The 17552-nt window shown below is 41.6% G+C and carries 14 protein-coding genes; 7 read left to right on the forward strand and 7 right to left on the reverse strand.

What is annotated here, in order from left to right; all coding sequences use genetic code 11:
- Positions 1-93 precede the first annotated feature (93 nt).
- The 7 genes from DD649_RS09470 to DD649_RS09500 form a co-directional block, all read right to left on the reverse strand.
- Entirely contained in the window at positions 94-744 is a 651-nt protein-coding gene (locus tag DD649_RS09470; RefSeq protein ID WP_294106581.1) for a DUF4310 family protein, read from the reverse strand.
- A 2-nt stretch (positions 745-746) separates the two neighbouring features.
- Positions 747-1538, reverse strand: coding sequence for a DUF4311 domain-containing protein (locus DD649_RS09475; RefSeq protein WP_294106583.1), 792 nt, complete (start codon positions 1536-1538; stop codon positions 747-749).
- A 26-nt stretch (positions 1539-1564) separates the two neighbouring features.
- Positions 1565-1861, reverse strand: a complete 297-nt coding sequence (locus DD649_RS09480; RefSeq protein ID WP_294106586.1) for a DUF4312 family protein — start codon at positions 1859-1861, stop codon at positions 1565-1567.
- On the reverse strand, positions 1861-2226 hold the full coding sequence (locus DD649_RS09485) for an SFCGS family glycine-rich protein (protein ID WP_294106588.1): 366 nt from the start codon (positions 2224-2226) through the stop codon (positions 1861-1863). The genes DD649_RS09480 and DD649_RS09485 overlap by 1 nt, the downstream gene beginning before the upstream one ends.
- Before the next feature lie 18 nt (positions 2227-2244).
- Positions 2245-2583, reverse strand: coding sequence for a transcriptional antiterminator (locus DD649_RS09490; RefSeq protein WP_294106590.1), 339 nt, complete (start codon positions 2581-2583; stop codon positions 2245-2247).
- A 484-nt stretch (positions 2584-3067) separates the two neighbouring features.
- Positions 3068-5005, reverse strand: a complete 1938-nt coding sequence (locus tag DD649_RS09495; RefSeq protein WP_294106591.1) for a PRD domain-containing protein — start codon at positions 5003-5005, stop codon at positions 3068-3070.
- A 203-nt stretch (positions 5006-5208) separates the two neighbouring features.
- Positions 5209-5910 (reverse strand): pirin family protein, encoded by a 702-nt coding sequence (locus tag DD649_RS09500; protein ID WP_294106593.1) that lies wholly within the window; start codon positions 5908-5910, stop codon positions 5209-5211.
- Positions 5911-6032: 122 nt separating this feature from the next.
- Here DD649_RS09500 and DD649_RS09505 point away from each other — a divergent pair, with 122 nt between their 5' ends.
- The 7 genes from DD649_RS09505 (at position 6033) to DD649_RS09535 (ending at position 17528) form a co-directional block, all read left to right on the forward strand.
- Positions 6033-6923 carry a LysR family transcriptional regulator gene (locus DD649_RS09505; RefSeq protein WP_294106595.1) on the forward strand — a complete coding sequence of 297 codons (891 nt, stop codon included), beginning with the start codon at positions 6033-6035 and terminating at the stop codon, positions 6921-6923.
- Between the two features lie 205 nt (positions 6924-7128).
- The gene (locus DD649_RS09510; RefSeq protein ID WP_294106597.1) at positions 7129-8124 is read left to right on the forward strand and encodes a substrate-binding domain-containing protein; all 996 of its coding nucleotides are present in this window, start codon (positions 7129-7131) and stop codon (positions 8122-8124) included.
- A gap of 116 nt (positions 8125-8240) precedes the next feature.
- The gene (locus tag DD649_RS09515; protein WP_294106599.1) at positions 8241-10364 is read left to right on the forward strand and encodes an alpha-galactosidase; all 2124 of its coding nucleotides are present in this window, start codon (positions 8241-8243) and stop codon (positions 10362-10364) included.
- 43 nt (positions 10365-10407) lie between these two features.
- The gene (locus tag DD649_RS09520) at positions 10408-11673 is read left to right on the forward strand and encodes an MFS transporter (protein ID WP_294106601.1); all 1266 of its coding nucleotides are present in this window, start codon (positions 10408-10410) and stop codon (positions 11671-11673) included.
- A 230-nt stretch (positions 11674-11903) separates the two neighbouring features.
- A complete protein-coding gene (locus DD649_RS09525; protein ID WP_294106603.1) occupies positions 11904-12986 on the forward strand; it encodes a LacI family DNA-binding transcriptional regulator in 1083 nt (360 codons plus the stop codon).
- Positions 12987-13155: 169 nt separating this feature from the next.
- Complete coding sequence (locus DD649_RS09530) at positions 13156-16254, forward strand: beta-galactosidase (protein ID WP_336430305.1); 3099 nt, start codon at positions 13156-13158, stop codon at positions 16252-16254.
- A 29-nt stretch (positions 16255-16283) separates the two neighbouring features.
- Positions 16284-17528 carry an MFS transporter gene (locus DD649_RS09535; RefSeq protein WP_294106606.1) on the forward strand — a complete coding sequence of 415 codons (1245 nt, stop codon included), beginning with the start codon at positions 16284-16286 and terminating at the stop codon, positions 17526-17528.
- The last annotated feature ends 24 nt before the right edge of the window (positions 17529-17552 follow it).

The raw sequence follows: 17552 nt of genomic DNA on the forward strand, positions 1-17552 counted from the left end.
CACTTTGAATTATTTAGAGTCTGTTCTAAGTAACGTAAGCCGTTTTCTCGAATCACATGCATTGCACATGATTCGAGAATGTTTGAGTGCTACTTAGGCAACGAGTGGGAAGAAATATCCAAACAACATCGCACCTAAAATTGCACCACCAGCAACGGGTTTTTGCCATATATAGAAAATTAATGCGCCAATCAAAGAGCCAATACCGATTGGGATAGATGCCGCCATTGCTGCAAGGATAATTAAAGGACCTAAGAAACGTCCTGATGTATTACCCGCTCCCATCATGACATCAGCACCAAAAGTTGAGTTGGCTTGAGCAATGGTAAATTTACGTGCAAATACAATTATTAAGCCTATTAAGACACCAAGCACTAAACCTGTAATTAAAGCGAGCCAAAAGTTAGTGACTAAAATATCCCAACCTGCTGCAAGGAATAGTGCTGGAACGCCGAGGCCAATACCGGTTTGTAGCGCACCGCCAATATCTAAGATACCGACAAGCGACCCTTCGATAATTCGAGCGAAAAGAAAGCTCGCACCAAACGCGGCCACTGCACCGTAAACACCCGTATCGAGTCCTGCACGTAACATGGCAACGAATGCCACTTCGTTAAATGCGCCGAACCCGTAGACTACATACATGTGTGTACCCGCAAAGATCCCGGAAGATAACAACCCAACAAAAATAGGGAAGGACCATTCTGCGTACCAAAAATCTTGTCTATTAATTTCAGTTGTCATGATTATTTCCCGCTCAGCAGTCCGTGGATGTATTCAAGCCACACAGGTTTATCTAAATTAAATGATGTGATCATCTTCAGGTCGAATTCACGGAAGAATCCACTGAGAACGAATAGCAGTACAACGGCTATCATCATGGTACGAGTGATACGATTCCAGCCATTATCATCAACACCTTTACCGATTAGGATACCTAAGACTAAACCTGGGATTGCGTTACCCATGATGAGTTGTGCACAACCACCGAAAAGTGTTGCCCAGAAACCAGAGCGACGACCGGCATCCATGGCTGCTAACCAGAAGATAACTGGCATGACAGTATTTACGAGCAAGTTAGCTGCTGGGACTAAAACATTAATTGCTGTTGTTTGCAGTGCGGCAGGTACCGCAGATGCGGTTGTATTTAAGAACGCGACGACAAATGCACCGATAATACCGCAGGCAATTGCCATTTTTTTCGGATTATGTAGTGTTTCTGCTACGTTACGATTTTTAGTAAGTAGTGCAGCCGCACCCCAGTTAGGAATGATACGGTGGTCAACATCTTGTGTGAACGCACCTGCTGCAACAGATGATGCCCATGCGTTAAAGAAAAACCCTAAGCCGAAAGAGAAGTGTGACGCAGGGTCACCTTCACAGGCGTTTAATTCGCCTAATGTACGGAATGCCCCCATCCCTTGTATGGTTGGTGCGTGGAACATACGCGCCGCGCCTGCGCCTAAACCAAAGCCGCAGAGGCCACCGATAATGAGGGACATGCCCAATATTTCTAAAAAAGATGCAGTTTCACTCATGGAATTAACTCCAGACCTGATTGCTATTATTGTTCTGTAAATGGTATTTCGTTGACAGAAAGTAAGGTAACATCCAGCGAAACGTCGAGCACAACACGAAAATGTTCGCGTTTACGTGGCAAAAAGATAAAAAGAAATTTTTCTGTCCGCGATTTCGAGTGAGCACTAATCACTTCAACATCCTTCGGTTCAATCCGTAGAATGATATCAGTGCTATTTTTTAGTACGGTTTTTTGAATTGAATTTAAGGCGTCAGCTATTGCTTTTTGTTTGCTGTCGCCTTGCCCTGTGACCCGTACAACCGTTTCGATAGATTTTTTCATTAAACGTTGCCGTATTTTTTATTAAATGCTTTTACAAGACGCTCGCCTAACTCTTCTTTATCCATAAAACCGAAACCGAGTACATTGCAACCATCTGCAATGGCGGTTTCACCTTCTTCAATAGAGCGCATTCCATAACGTGCTTTATAACCATATTTAGTTTGAGCTGTAATTGCGCCTGCACCGCCGCTACCACAAAAAGAAATACCAAGGTCAGCTTGCTCTGCATTCATGACATCACCGAGTTTCATATCAGCGGCAACACCGGGAACAACAATGGCTTTTCCGCCAGCAGTTTCTACGCCAACCGCGACTTTTTGTCCTTTGCCTAAACGATCTCCAATAACAATAACAATTTGTTTCATAATCATATTCCCTAAAAATTAATCATTAGAACGGATAACTTCGAAGTGAACAGAGAGCAAATATGCCTCTTCTGGTGCCAGCCCTGGCAGCGTGTTGACAACCTTTTTAGCTAACTCAATAGAATATTTAGATATTTCATCAAATAGACTGATATCGACTTCCGGTAAAGCTTCTTTGGTTTTTGCTCTATCCACCATGGCGCGAAGATGAGACTCCAACATTTGTTGTTGCACATCCGTGGTATAGCACTCTTCCTGATTGAGCCAGTCAGTAATCACTGCCAGCAGTTTTTGTGTCACCTCATCGACATTGAGGTTATCTTCTAACATTTTGAAAACGACAACTGATCCACTCATAACTATTTAAAATCCAAAGTAATGTTGCTAGTTGAACTACTCTGTTCCTTGATGACTAATACCTTAATCGGTTCTGCTGTGTTTTTGCAGGTAGTAAATTTCCACTTTGAAGTGGAAATAAGTTGGAAGTGTATATAAGTGGAATATGTCTATTTTATGGTCAAATTGGAAATTAAATGGAAAAATTATCTTTTTATGAATAATTAAAAAAAGATATCTTATTTATATAACAGTAATAAGTTATTTAAATTCAAATTGTTACGTTTTTCAAAATATCGTTGGAAAGTGGAGGAATTAATTTCACATAAAGTGGAAATGATAAATGGGAAGTGGCTGTTTTTTAGTAGTAGTCGTTTCCACTTGAGTGGTTTTAGCGTTAAACGGTGAAGATTAGGCTAAAAACTAAATGATGGAGTTGTGGTTACGATCACGTAAAAGACGGCAACTGCTCGATTTCCATTTGGAAGTGGAAGTTGCCGATAAATTAGAGGATACGCGCCAAACTATCTTTGGCAATTACTTGAAATTCATTGAAATTTTTGACTGTAACTAAGCGGCGAGTGGTTTTTTCTTTGACGAAGGTGACGAATAAATCATAAATTGCCATGGCTTCTTCATAGTCAGATTTACTGATAGCAAGTAGAAAAATGACATAAGCATTTTCTTTAGTTTCTTTGTTCCATTCAATGCCTTTGGGTACCACAATCGTCACAACTACGGTTTTATTCGCGAGCAGCCCTAAAGAGTGGGGAAGCGCAATGCCTTCACCTAGCAATGTAGAGACAATGGACTCACGTTCTTGTAATGAAGGATAAAAATCGGCGGTCACATAGCCATCTTGTTGTAATTTCTGGCAAACAGTTTGAAATAAGGTTTCTTGGTTGATCTTTTCATTGATTACCATGAAATAACGTTCATCAAAGAAATGTTCGATAATATAGGGACGAGTTTGATCAACCATTGCCAAGCGACCAACTTGTTCTAATTGATAAGGGGTCGGGAAAGGTGCGATCTTGATGACGGGTTTATTTTTTTCAGAAATACGAACGGTAGTAATAACAAAATCTTCTTCAATTTCGCTAAGAGATTCATATTCTTGCAGTGTAAGGCTGCGACTAAATTTTAGTTGCGGAAATTCACGTATAATTTTTGATTCCACGACACGAAATGTCGAATTACCTGAATCAGTGACAACTAAAACTTCTGTTTGGCGAATAGAACCTGCACCATAATTTCGCTCAAGACTCACACCAATATGTACTGCTAAATATCCCAGTTCATCTTCACTAATTGGATGTGGCAACAATTTTTTACTGGCACTGGTGAGGGCGCTGAGGGTCACATCATAGGCAAAGGGATAATATTGTTTTATATCAGATAACAGTGGATTAGGTGTCGAAATATGATACTGCAATCGCGTGATTAGTGCGGCTAAATGTGTATTCAGATCTTTTTTTAGTTTTTCATCATTGCGTAAGTCGTAGTTATACAGGTCATTAATGTAACTTAAAATATATTCAGATAACTCACTGTGGCTACCATTTTTTAGTAACGCGGTATCATGGTGACTAATGCGTTGGGCAATGATTTGATCGTGCAAATAACTGAGCTCAGGGCTAGAAAGATCGCTACCTAAAAAATAGATTAATCCCTTAGATATTTCATCACAGGATTTGCGGATCACATCCTCACTTTCATTATTTTTGACGATCGTGGTTAGCTCATGACCACGAGTAATGCGCAAAATAGTCACTGCACAATTGAAAACAAGGTAAAGATGCCCTTCGTTGCTCAGACGAATATCAAATCGATTCATACTGTTATGCAGCACTTTATCAATGTAGGTTAAATCCAGATTGTCTAAGCACTCAGGGTAAAAAGTCGATAAATCATGATTGATTTGTTGAGCGAATCGTCGCAAAAGTGTTTCTGTTATGCAGGCTCGAATTGCCCATTCACTGCCATTGAGCCGAATTCCTTGATGCGGAATACTTTCTAAGATGATTTGGTATCTTTGCAAGTGCTCTCTAACGGCACCCATATCTTGTTGCAGTGTTCCGCGGCTGATGAACCATTCTTCGGCAATATCATCGAGTTTAACGGGAAGCGATAACATCAAAAGTTTTAACAATAGTGCGTCAATACGCTCTTTGCTGGTGCGAGGAATACCATTTTCTTCTTCATTTTGTTTGGTAAAACTCTCAAACAGCGTCTCGTCATCAATCTTCAAACGATAACCATGACCACGCTCATAAACAATATGCGCACTGTAGCTTTGAATTAATTCATTGATTTCATTTATATCTGAGCGGATGGTTCGTGTTGATACCGAAAAATGCTTTGCCAGCTCATCTTGAGGCACAACCTCATTGAGGATCCGAGCAAAAATTTGATTGTGTCGTTGTTGAGTGAATAGAGCCACGAAAATACCTTTTAATTCCAATAAAAATTGATCCTCAAAGATCAACAGCCTCTAGGACTCTACCACAAGCTTATCAATATATAGGGTATGTAAATGCTTAAATTTGCGAATTTGTTCGCAAATTTAAGGGATTTCATGATTAAAATTGTATTTAATGGATTAAGGCTTTGTACATCTTTCATAAACTAAGCTGATTTTTTTTATTATTCACCAATATCAATCAATAAGCCGCGAAATGCTTTTTTGGCGCTAATCACTAATTTGGTATCTTGTTGAATAAAAACACCATCATTACAATTCATGCTAATGTCGCTTCCATCATGCGAGTGAATGTTTGCATCACCATGAATAGACTGCAAATAGGCATTTTTACCTCTGAGAACGACCGTAGTTGCGTCAGCTGAGTCTATGCAGATTTGGCTGATCCAAACTTGTTGACGTAATTGAATGCTGTCATTTTCGCCATCAGGGGAAGCGATTAATTGATTCTTTTTGTCTGTCAGCGCAATCTTTTGGTGTGGGCGGTATTCTTGTTGTGGGCAAGCATTTAGCCACAGTTGTAAGCGTGTTAGTGGTGTTTGTGGGCAGACATTTTCTTCCGTATAACTTAGATCTGGTCGTGGTGAAAGTCGGACGCATTCACCTTCATCAGCACGAATGACATTACCTAAGTTATCTCGATATTCAGCATGGCCTTGAAGTATGATATTTAAAATATCAACATGTGGATAAGTTCGGGCTTGAAATGAGTTATGTGGCGCGATAATTTCTTGATTAAGCACTCGAAGTGTTTTGAAGCCCATAAAATCAGGATCAAAATAGTGCCCAAAAGAGAAGGCGTAGCGAGCTTGTAGCCAACCATAGTCTGCTTTTCCGCAATGATTAACGGGTCTTAGTGTCATCATAATGGTTAACCCTCATTCAAATAAATACACCGATAGTATCCTGATATCATAAATAGCTGGACGTTGAATTGTTAGCCAGTTAATCTGTTTCCCTTATTCAAATTTCCTGAAAGAGATACATCATGAGCAAAGAGAGAGCATTAACGCTTGAATCATTAAGGGTGATGGATGCAATCGATCGTCGTGGAAGCTTTGCAGCCGCCGCAGAAGAGTTAGGTCGAGTCCCTTCTGCGTTAAGCTATACCATGCAAAAGTTAGAAGAAGAACTTGATGTGATTTTATTCGATCGTTCAGGACATAGAACCAAATTTACCAATGTTGGCAGAATGTTGTTGGACAGAGGTAGGATATTATTGGAAGCTGCTGATAAACTCACTTCAGATGCCGAAGCTTTAGCAAAGGGGTGGGAAACGCATCTCACGATTGTTTGTGAAGCATTAGTACCTGCTTATTCATTATTTCCATTGGTTGAAAAATTGGCAGCAAAATCAGAGACTCAACTCTCTTTGATTACTGAGGTACTTGCTGGTGCTTGGGAGCGTCTTGAAAACGGTAAGGCGGATATTGTTATCGCGCCAGATATGCATTTTCGTACCTCATCAGAAATTAATTCTAAATCGCTCTACAGCATTCAACATATTTATGTGGCTAGCCCATCCCATCCGATTCATCAAGAAGCAGAGCCGTTATCCGATGCGACGCGTGTTAAATATCGCGGTATTGCAATGGCAGATACTGCCCGTGAACGTCCGGTGATCACCGTACAATTGCTGGATAAGCAACAAAGGCTGACGGTTTCATCGATTGAAGATAAGCGTGCCGCGCTACTTGCTGGGCTTGGGGTGGCAACCATGCCATATCCAATGGTTGAACAGGATATTCGTGAAGGTCGTTTAAGAGTTGTGGGGGCAGAATATACCCACGAAACGAATATTATTATGGCGTGGCGACGCGATAATATGGGTGAGGCTAAATCTTGGTGCCTGCGCGAGATCCCGAAGTTATTTAGGTAACTTATTGATATTTATTATTATAATAATTTATTCACTGTGGTTAATTTTTTCTCTTAAAATTGATATTTTTAACTCACTTGAGCTATCACTTCAAAATAATTCAAGTTGTTGTTGCTAAGTTATGAATTTAGAGGCCGCCTAGCGGCTGTGGTGTGAAACAAGAGAAAGCTGACTACCAACATCCTTGTTAAAGTTCGGAAAATATATGTCATTGAAAGCCATTGCTAAAGAACTTGGGATTTCGGTAACAACCGTCAGCCGTGCATTAAACGGTTATGACGACGTATCGCAGGAGACACGACTTCGCGTGGAGGCGGAAGCAAAACGTAGAGATTACCGCCCCAATACATTTGCCCGTCGTTTGAAAATGGGAAAGATAGACGCTGTTGGCTTGGTTTTTCCAGTCAATGTCGCGCCTTTGGCGAGTAATGTGTTTCTCGATATGGTTGGGGAGCTTAGTCACGAATTGGCGCGGTATGAAATTGATTTATTGTTGATCGCGGATGATGAAGATGCGGACAATCATGGCTATATACGGATGGTACAAAGTCGTCGGGTTGATGCGTTAATTGTCGCACACACGTTGGATGACGATCCTCGTTTGAAGCAATTACTCTGCTCTGGTTTTCCTTTTTTGGCACTTGGTCGTAGTCAATTATCACAGCCTTATGCTTGGTTTGATTTTGATAACTATGCGGGCACCTATGAGGCTACCCGCTATTTAATTCATGAAGGGCATCAACGTATTGCGCTATTGGGGGAAAATAACCACCAAGCATTTATCACGCAGCGACGTAATGGTTATTTGGATGCTTTGCAGGAAGCCGGTCTGTCTGATAGCTTGTTGCGCCGCGTGCCACCAACTCGACGAGGTGGTTTTCAGGCGACACTGGAATTGTTACGCTTACCTGAACCTCCCACCGCTATTCTCACTGATTGCAACATTCATGGTGATGGTGCAGCGATGGCGCTTAGCCAACTTGGCCGTTTGACGGGAGAAAATGCTGTCTCGCTGGTGGTTTATGATGGATTACCACAAGACAGTATCATCGAGATACCCGTGGCATCAGTGATCCAATCTACCCGCCAGGGTGTTGGCTACCAGATTGCTGATATGGTACGGCGACTCATTGCTGGGGATGATTTAACATCTTTGCAGGTACTCTGGCAGCCTGAATTCTCACCAATCAAAACGGGTTAATGACCTTTTTCTAATCATGATAGTTTTTTAAGCAGATCACAGATCCGAAACGTTTTGGTTGTTATCCGAAACGTTTCGGATCAATAGTAAGGCATTCCCTATTATGGAGATGTCTTATGTCTGATTTTATTTTACGCTTACAAAGTGCAGTGACCGATGTGGTGATCAAAACCCATCCATTTGCAGAAATCATTTATTGGGGACCTCATCTAAGTCACTTTTCCCCGCAAGATGCGGCTTGCTTAACTCGTCCGGTTGCTAATGGTCGTCTGGATGTTGATTCTCCCGTCACCCTGATGGCTGAATTGGGGCATGGTTTGTTTGGTGCGCCAGGAATTGAAGGTCATCGTCAGGGATTGGATGCTTCACCGATATTTACGACAATTAAGGTGGAGCAGAATGAACAAAATTTAACCATTTTTAGTGAGGATAAACACGCGGGCTTACGCTTGTGTAGTGAAATTCAACTCGATAGCAGTGGGGTACTGAATGTTCGCCATGGCTTAACTAATTTACGTGAACAGCCTTGGCAGGTAGATCGCTTTGCCGTGACGTTACCTGTCGCCGAGCGAGCGCGAGAAGTCATGGCTTTTCATGGCCGTTGGATCCGTGAATTTCAGCCTCATCGCCTGATCCTTGAACACGATAGTTTTGTGTTAGAGAACCGTCGTGGGAGAACATCCCATGAACATTTTCCCGCAATGATCACCGGTAGTCAGACTTTTAGCGAGATGCAAGGTGAAGTGTGGGGCGTACATTTGGGGTGGAGTGGCAACCATCGTCTGCGTGCTGAAGTGAAAACTGATGGGCGACGTTATCTTCAAGCGGAGGCGCTTTATCTGCCGGGGGAAACAGCGTTGGCGGAAGGTGAAACATTATGGACACCAAATCTCTACGGGAGCTATTCGGCACAAGGGCTGAACGGCATGAGTCAGCAGTTTCATCGTTACCTACGCGAGCAAATCATTCATTTTCCCGACAATAAGCCACGCCCTGTACATCTCAATACTTGGGAAGGTATCTATTTTGATCACGACCCACAATACATTATGCGGATGGCGGATGAAGCGGCACAACTGGGTGTTGAGCGTTTTATTATTGATGATGGTTGGTTTAAAGGACGAAATGACGATTGGGCAGCACTTGGTGACTGGTATCTCGATGAAAAAAAATATCCTAATGGTCTGATGCCTGTTATTGAACACGTTAAGTCGCTTGGAATGGAATTTGGTATTTGGGTTGAGCCAGAAATGATTAACCCAGACTCAGATTTATATCGTTCACATCCTGATTGGGTATTGGCAATACCCGGTTATGAGACATTAACTGGACGTCATCAGTATGTCCTTAATCTGAATATTCCACAGGTTTTCGATTATTTGCTGGAGCGAATGAGTTGGCTTCTAGGTGAACATTTAGTGGATTACGTGAAGTGGGATATGAACCGTGAATTGGTTCAGCCGGGATATAACGGTAAAGCTGCGGCAGATGCACAAACTCGTCAGTTTTATCGCTTACTGGATACGCTAGTAGCACGTTTCCCTCATATTGAGTTTGAATCTTGCGCCTCGGGTGGTGGGCGGATTGACTATGAAGTATTGAAGCGTAGCCATCGCTTTTGGGCTTCTGATAATAATGATGCTTTGGAGCGCAATATTATCCAGCGCGGTATGAGTTATTTTTTCCCGCCGGAGGTAATGGGATCGCATATTGGTAATCGCTATTGTCACGCCACTTTTCGTCAGCACAGTATCACATTTCGCGGCTTAACTGCGTTGTTTGGTCATATGGGCTTAGAGATCGATCCTGTGAGCGCCGACCAACAGGAACGAGAGGGTTATCGAAAATACACCGCACTGCATAAGCAATGGCGAGATGTTATTCACCACGGTGTGCAGTGGCGAGTGGATATGCCGGATGCGACGACTCTCGCTCATGGTGTGGTTAGTCAGGACAAATGTCAGGCAATATTCCTCGTCAGCCAACTGGCGATGCCAGATTATAGCTTGATGGCACCGCTGCGAATATCTGGTTTGGAGCCAAGCGCTCGTTATCAGCTGACACTGCTTGATCATCCGAACATTCAAACCACTGGCGAAGGTGGGCATACCATGCGTAAGTTGCCGGAATGGATGACGACGTCACAAACGGTGAGTGGTGAGTGGTTACAACAGGCAGGGCTGAGTTTGCCCATTCTCGATCCTGAAAGTGCCATTTTGATTGGTCTGCAACGGGTGTAATTATATTGGGCTGCGTAAAGTGGCCCTGAATAAGGAAGATAAAATGTCCATTAGCGCCAGCAATTATAAACGAAATCCCAATTTTTGGATTTTTGGGATGTTCTTTTTTCTCTACTTTTTCATAATGGCTACTTGCTTTCCATTCCTACCGATTTGGTTGTCGGATGTTATCGGTCTGAATAAAACGGAAACGGGTATTGTTTTTTCGAGTCTGTCTCTTTTCGCTATTTGTTTTCAGCCAGTATTGGGTTTAGTTTCTGATAAGTTGGGACTGAAAAAGCACCTTATGTGGATCGTGACTATTTTGTTGGTGCTGATTGCACCCTTTTTCCTTTATGTTTTTGCACCTTTATTAAAAACGAATATCTGGCTAGGTGCCTTGAGTGGTGGGGCTTATATTGGTTTTGTTTTTTCTGCTGGTGCGGGAGCAATGGAAGCCTATATTGAACGAATTAGCCGTAACTCTGGATTTGAGTACGGTAAAGCACGGACTTTTGGCTGCCTCGGTTGGGCGTTATGTGCGACAACGGCGGGTATGCTTTTTAGCATTAATCCCGAATGGGTGTTTTGGATGGGATCGGCTGCCGCATTGTTGCTAGTGGTTCTTGTGGCAATTGCTAAACCGCAAACTAATCAAACCGCTCAGGTGATGGACTCTTTAGGTGCTAACCGTTCTGCTGTGGATTTTAAGAGCGCTATAAGGTTATTTCGTCAGCGTAAAATGTGGATGTTTATTTTGTATGTGGTCGGTGTAGCTTGTGTATATGACGTATTCGATCAACAGTTCGCGACTTTCTTTAAATCTTTTTTCACTACACCAGAAGCAGGGACTCGTGCTTTTGGTTTTGCGACAACTGCGGGAGAAATTTGTAATGCCATTATTATGTTTTGTTCGCCATGGATTATTAACCGTATTGGCGCTAAAAATACCTTGTTGATTGCGGGTATGGTGATGTCGGCTAGAATTATTGGTTCCTCTTTTGCGACGACAGCGGCTGAAGTTATTGCACTAAAAATGCTGCACGCGTTGGAAGTCCCGTTTCTTTTAGTGGGGGCTTTTAAATATATCACAGGTGTTTTTGATACCCGTTTGTCAGCAACGATTTATCTCGTTGGCTTTCAATTTTCAAAGCAAGTGTCTGCCATTTTCCTCTCTGCTTTTGCGGGTAATATGTATGACAGAATTGGTTTCCAAAATACTTATATGATCCTTGGCGGAATTGCACTGAGTATTACATTAATTTCGGCACTAACATTGTCAGGAAAATCGGCTGTGGAGAATAAGGATAATAAGGCTCTAGCGATGTAATTAAGGTGAAAGTATTTATTGTTCATTGAGTTGCTTTATCTGTTTGCCTTGTTTCAGTGATTGTCCTGTATATGATGATGTTATCGAATTTTAACCAAAGACGAGGGGTTGAGGGGATCGTAACAAATATCTCAAGGGACGAATTGGATTGCATTACAACAACCTCTTTCTACATTGTGGGGATTTTAAGATATACTTGGCTAAAATCTGACTTAGGAGAAATTAGAGAAATGTCGCAGAAATTGACCACGCTAAATGATGTAGCTGCACTAGCCGGTGTTTCTTACCAGACGGTTTCGCGTGTGATCAATAATTCTTCTGCGGTGGCGGAGAAAACACGGCTAAATGTATTTTCAGCGATGGAAACACTTAACTACATTCCAAATCAGGTCGCTCAAAAATTAGCCGGTAAACAAATATATACGCTGGGTCTCGCAACTACCGATCTTGCACTTCATGCACCGTCCAAAATTGCTTCTGCGATTAAAAAACAAGCTAATGAATTAGGCTATAGTGTGGTTATTTCAATGACTCAAGAGCTTGAGACCGCTGCTGTAAAAAAAGCGGTTAATGAATTATTAGCTCAGCGAGTTGATGGCATTATTATTAATATTCCTCTAAATAATGAGCAAGCAATTGAAATTAATGAATTATGTTGCAATACATTTGTTGTCTTTCTTGATATTGACCCTGTAAGCCCATTACGTTCTATCATGACTAATTCGTTTGAAGGTGGAGTGCAAGGTGCTCGTCACTTAGTTGAGTTAGGGCATAAATCGATAGCGCTAATTCAAGGCCCTGAATCCTCAATTTCTTCCCAACTTAGGTTGCAAGGTTGGATGAAAGTTTTAAATGCAGAAGATATTCAACCATTCTCGTTATTGCGAGGAGATTGGAGTGCCGAGTCAGGTTACCAGCTTGGCTGCCGATTAGTGGCTTATCCAAAAAAGCCTAGTGCTATTTTAGTTGCTAATGATCAAATGGCACTTGGTGTTTTACGTGCGTTACATGAGTCAGGAATTGATGTCCCCAATCAAATTTCGCTTATTGGCTATGATGATACTGACGATAGCGCTTATTTTTACCCACCCTTAACTACTATTAGGCAAGATTTTGATTTATTAGGCCGTAAAGCTGCTGAGTTTATGATCAATTTATTAGCGAAAAGTAATATTGCGCCAATCCAATCGGTTTTACCTACGGAGTTGGTTATTCGACAAACAACCTCTATATTCCAGCTCAACCATGAGTTGAATTCCTATAAACTAGCACAGCAATTACGTAATATTGCTAATAAATTAACCAATGCTTAAGCTGAACCTGCTCGCGCTAAAATTTTAACCATATCACTTAAATCACAATAAACTGTTCTCAAACTGTGAGCGGTTACCTTATTTTTAGATTATTGGCTTTACAATTTCAGTGTCTGTGACAATTTAATTAATAATGTGAGCGTATAACATTATTAATATAGAGGTCATCATGACAGTACAATATTTTCAACATCTCAGTTTGGCGCAAATACTTGCTCGTCGTGATTGGGAGAATCCTGCCACTATCGAGTTCAATCGGTTAGCTTCCCATACGCAGCTTCATAGCTGGCGAGAGCATGATGAGGCTAGAAAAGATAAGCCATCAAAAAGTATTAACTTATTGAATGGTATTTGGAAGTTTAGTTATTTTACTACCCCTGAAGCAGTGCCCGCAGAGTGGGTTAATCATGATTTGGCTGATGCCGATAATATTCATGTTCCTTCAAACTGGCAATTAATGGGATATGACAATCCAATTTATACTAACGTGACTTATCCGATACCAGTGACTCCACCTTTTGTCCCTATTGAAAATCCCACAGGATGTTATTCGCTCACATTTGATTTGGATGAAAGTGCTTTGCAACAGGGATATCAACATATTGTTTTTGATGGCGTTAACTCAGCCTTTTACCTTTGGTGTAACGGATGTTGGGTCGGTTATTCCCAAGATAGCCGTTTACCCGCAGAGTTCGATTTAAGTCAATATTTGAAAGTAGGTGAAAACCGCGTGGCGGTTATGGTATTGCGTTGGTGTGATGGTACTTATCTTGAAGATCAGGATATGTGGCGCATGAGCGGTATTTTCCGTGATGTTACTTTGCAACACAGAAGCTCGAGTTATATTTCTGACTATGGTGTACAGACTCATCTTAGTGACCGATTCACGATGGGAGAGGTCGTCGTGACTACATTTGTAAAGAGCGCTGTAGCCACTTTAGCGTCATTACAAGTACGAGCTGAGCTTTGGTATCAGGACACGCTGATAACGTCACAGCAATCCTATTTAGGTAGCGATACGGTTGATGAGCGGGGATGTTATGACGACCGCGTCACACTATCTTTGACGGTGAATAACCCACTGTTATGGAGCGCCGAAGTTCCTGAGCTTTATCGTTTAGTTCTCACTCTATTGGATAATAATAATCAGGCGATTGAATACGAAGCTTGTGATGTGGGAATGCGTAGTGTAACTATTTCTGATGGATTATTGCGTGTGAATGGCCAACCTTTATTAATTCGTGGAACTAATCGACATGAGCATCATCCTGAAAATGGCCAAGTCATGGATGAAGCGACAATGCGCAAAGATATTTTGTTGATGAAGCAGAATAATTTTAATGCGGTTCGTTGTTCTCATTACCCGAATAATGCGCTGTGGTACAAACTTTGCGATCGTTTTGGCTTGTATGTCGTCGATGAAGCAAATATTGAAACCCACGGTATGACGCCAATGAATCGTATTTCTGATGATCCTCAGTGGTTAAATGCCATGATGGCTAGAATAACGCGTTTGGTTATGAACCATCGCAATCACTCTTCAATTATTATTTGGTCATTAGGAAATGAATCGGGTTATGGCAGTAACCATAATGCGATGTATCAGTGGGTAAAACAGTATGACCCGAGCCGCCCTGTCCAGTATGAGGGAGGGGGGGCGAATACGCCGGCTACTGATATTATTTGTCCAATGTATTCTCGCGTAGAACAAGACCAACCATTTCCTGTGGTTCCTAAATGGGCGATTAAAAAATGGATTGGCATGCCTAATGAATCAAGACCATTGATATTGTGTGAATATGCGCATGCCATGGGAAATAGTTTGGGTGGTTTTGCGGATTATTGGGCTGCATTTCGTCAGTATCCTCGCTTACAGGGCGGTTTTGTTTGGGATTGGGTTGATCAAGCACTCACCAAATATGATGATGACGTTAGCTATTATGCTTACGGTGGTGATTTTAATGATACGCCTAATGACCGCCAATTTTGTTTAAATGGCTTAGTTTTCCCAGATAGAACTCCCCATCCTGCATTACATGAAGCCAAACATGCTCAGCAATTTTTCAATTTTGAGCTGAAAAGCAAAAATCCAGTCGAACTTAAAATTAGTAGTGATTTCCTTTTCCGTCATACAGATAACGAATTATTACGCTGGCGCTTTGAATGGAATGGCGAAACTGTGAATTTGGGGGAAATAGTGCTTGATATGGCTCCGCAGAGTGAGCAAATCATTACAATTGGCGAATATCCGCAAATCAGTGGTGTGGGAGAACTATGGCTAACGGTTGAGGTTGTTCAGCCACGAGCAACAGCGTGGTCGCAGGCGAACTTAAAAACTGCATGGCAACAATGGCCGCTATTATCCCAGTTAGCAACACTTCCGACAATCAAGTCCGTGCAATCGGCGTTGATTGAAGAACAAGATGATAATGTCAGCATTATGATTGATAACTCTCGCTGGGTATTTAATCGCCGTACCGCAGAGCTGGTTCAATGGTGGAAAAATGAGCGTGCTGGGCTGCTATCACCGCTTAGTGATAATTTTACTCGTGCGCCGCTTGATAATGATATTGGTATTAGTGAAGTTGACCGTATCGATCCTAATGCATGGGTGGAACGCTGGAAGCGTGAAGGACACTACCAACTGACAGCATCAGTTGGTCATTTTTGTGTTGATCATTTGAGTGATGGTGTTTTGGTGCGTACGACGCATCATTATAAAGCATTTGGTCATTGTCTGTTTATTAGCCATAAAAACTATAGATTAACGGCTAATGACAATATGTCTATTGATATCAGCGTTGATATTGCCGCAGGGCACACACAACCGGCGAGAATAGGCCTTACGTGCTGTTTGGCATCGACACCAGTTTCTGTTTCATGGTTGGGTAAAGGGCCATTTGAAAACTATCCAGATAGAAAAAGTGCCGCATTATTTGGCTCATGGACACTTCCCCTTGAAGAGTTGCATACCGATTATATTTTCCCTTCAGAGAATGGCTTGCGTTGCGATACTCGTCAATTATCAATTGGTGAACATCAATTCTTTGGACAATTCCATTTTGGTGTTAGTCAGTATAGCCAACGGCAGCTAACGGAAACATCACACCGACATTTGTTACAACCTGAACAAGGATGTTGGATTAACTTAGATGGCTGGCATATGGGAATTGGTGGCGATGATTCATGGAGCCCGAGTGTTAGCCCACAATACTTGTTATCAGAAAGTCACTATCAATATTGTATTGATTGGCATCATCAGGGCTGATTCGTCGCTACCTAAAAGGACTCTATATTATGTATTATTTAAAAAATAAGAATTTCTGGTTATTTGGTAGCTTCTTCTTTTTCTACTTTTTTATTATGGGGGCTTATTTCCCATTTTTCCCCATTTGGTTAGCGGATGTTAATCAGGTGACGAAAGCGGAAACAGGCATAATTTTTGCCAGTATTTCTTTGTGCTCGCTAATTTTTCAGCCCGTATTTGGCGTGATGTCAGATAAATTGGGTTTGAAGAAAAATTTAATGTGGATCATTACCGGCATGTTGGTGATGTTTGGCCCATTTTTCATTTATGTCTTCGGTCCATTACTCAAAATTAATATCTATTTAGCTTCAGTTGTTGGCGGAATTTATTTAGGGTTTATCTATAACGGCGGAGCCCCCGTTATAGAAGCTTATATTGAAAAAGTTAGCCGTAGGAGCTCTTTTGAGTTTGGTCGAGCTCGGTTATTTGGTTGTATTGGCTGGGCTATTTGCGCCTCGATAGCCGGTATCATGATGACGATTAATGACCAATTTGTTTTTTGGATGGGGTCAGTTTGTGCCATTTTGCTGGCCATATTACTTTATTTTGCTAAGCCTGAAGCAAATAGCAGTGCTCAGGTGGCTGATGAACTGGGTGCAAATAAAAAGCCAGTTACCTTAAAACTCATCTTCTTATTATTTAAAGATCCAAAACTATGGTTTCTCAGTCTGTTTGTCATCGGTGTTTCTTGTACCTATGATGTTTTTGATCAGCAGTTTGCGAGTTTTTTCGTCGGTTTTTTTGATAATCGAAATCAAGGTATTCGTGTATTTGGTTATGTCACAACTTTAGGTGAATTATTAAATGCGACTATTATGTTTTTTGCGCCCGCAATCATTAATCGTATCGGGGCAAAAAATGGTTTGCTAATCGCAGGTATGATTATGGCAATCCGTATATTAGGGTCAGCAATTGCCTCATCTGCTGTTGAAGTGGTTATTCTCAAAACGTTACATATGTTTGAAGTGCCATTCTTGATTGTGGGTTGCTTTAAATATATTACGACAGTATTCGAGGTTCGGTTTTCAGCGACTATCTACTTAGTTTGTTTTTGTTTCTTTAAACAGTTGTCAATTATGGTTATGTCTGTTTTTACGGGGCGGTTATATGAAAGTGTTGGCTTTCAAGGAACCTATCTCATTTTAGGGTGTATTGCTTTGACCTTCACGATTATTTCCTATTTTACACTGACATCACCCGCGAAGGCGAGGTACGCTAAATCGCCGAGTAGTTAAATAGCATGTAAAAAAAAACACCTC

This window comes from Providencia sp. (assembly GCF_003533305.1).
GTDB lineage: Bacteria > Pseudomonadota > Gammaproteobacteria > Enterobacterales > Enterobacteriaceae > Providencia.

What these genes read in the sequence shown, in the direction of transcription:
- DD649_RS09530 (WP_336430305.1), top strand. Translation starts at nt 13,156, where the DNA reads ATGACAGTACAATATTTTCAACATCTCAGTTTGGCGCAAATACTTGCT.
- DD649_RS09500 (WP_294106593.1), bottom strand. Translation starts at nt 5,910, where the DNA reads ATGATGACACTAAGACCCGTTAATCATTGCGGAAAAGCAGACTATGGT.
- DD649_RS09515 (WP_294106599.1), top strand. Translation starts at nt 8,241, where the DNA reads ATGTCTGATTTTATTTTACGCTTACAAAGTGCAGTGACCGATGTGGTG.
- DD649_RS09520 (WP_294106601.1), top strand. Translation starts at nt 10,408, where the DNA reads ATGTCCATTAGCGCCAGCAATTATAAACGAAATCCCAATTTTTGGATT.
- DD649_RS09485 (WP_294106588.1), bottom strand. Translation starts at nt 2,226, where the DNA reads ATGAAACAAATTGTTATTGTTATTGGAGATCGTTTAGGCAAAGGACAA.
- DD649_RS09535 (WP_294106606.1), top strand. Translation starts at nt 16,284, where the DNA reads ATGTATTATTTAAAAAATAAGAATTTCTGGTTATTTGGTAGCTTCTTC.
- DD649_RS09525 (WP_294106603.1), top strand. Translation starts at nt 11,904, where the DNA reads ATGTCGCAGAAATTGACCACGCTAAATGATGTAGCTGCACTAGCCGGT.
- DD649_RS09470 (WP_294106581.1), bottom strand. Translation starts at nt 744, where the DNA reads ATGACAACTGAAATTAATAGACAAGATTTTTGGTACGCAGAATGGTCC.
- DD649_RS09480 (WP_294106586.1), bottom strand. Translation starts at nt 1,861, where the DNA reads ATGAAAAAATCTATCGAAACGGTTGTACGGGTCACAGGGCAAGGCGAC.
- DD649_RS09475 (WP_294106583.1), bottom strand. Translation starts at nt 1,538, where the DNA reads ATGAGTGAAACTGCATCTTTTTTAGAAATATTGGGCATGTCCCTCATT.
- DD649_RS09510 (WP_294106597.1), top strand. Translation starts at nt 7,129, where the DNA reads ATGTCATTGAAAGCCATTGCTAAAGAACTTGGGATTTCGGTAACAACC.
- DD649_RS09490 (WP_294106590.1), bottom strand. Translation starts at nt 2,583, where the DNA reads ATGAGTGGATCAGTTGTCGTTTTCAAAATGTTAGAAGATAACCTCAAT.
- DD649_RS09505 (WP_294106595.1), top strand. Translation starts at nt 6,033, where the DNA reads ATGAGCAAAGAGAGAGCATTAACGCTTGAATCATTAAGGGTGATGGAT.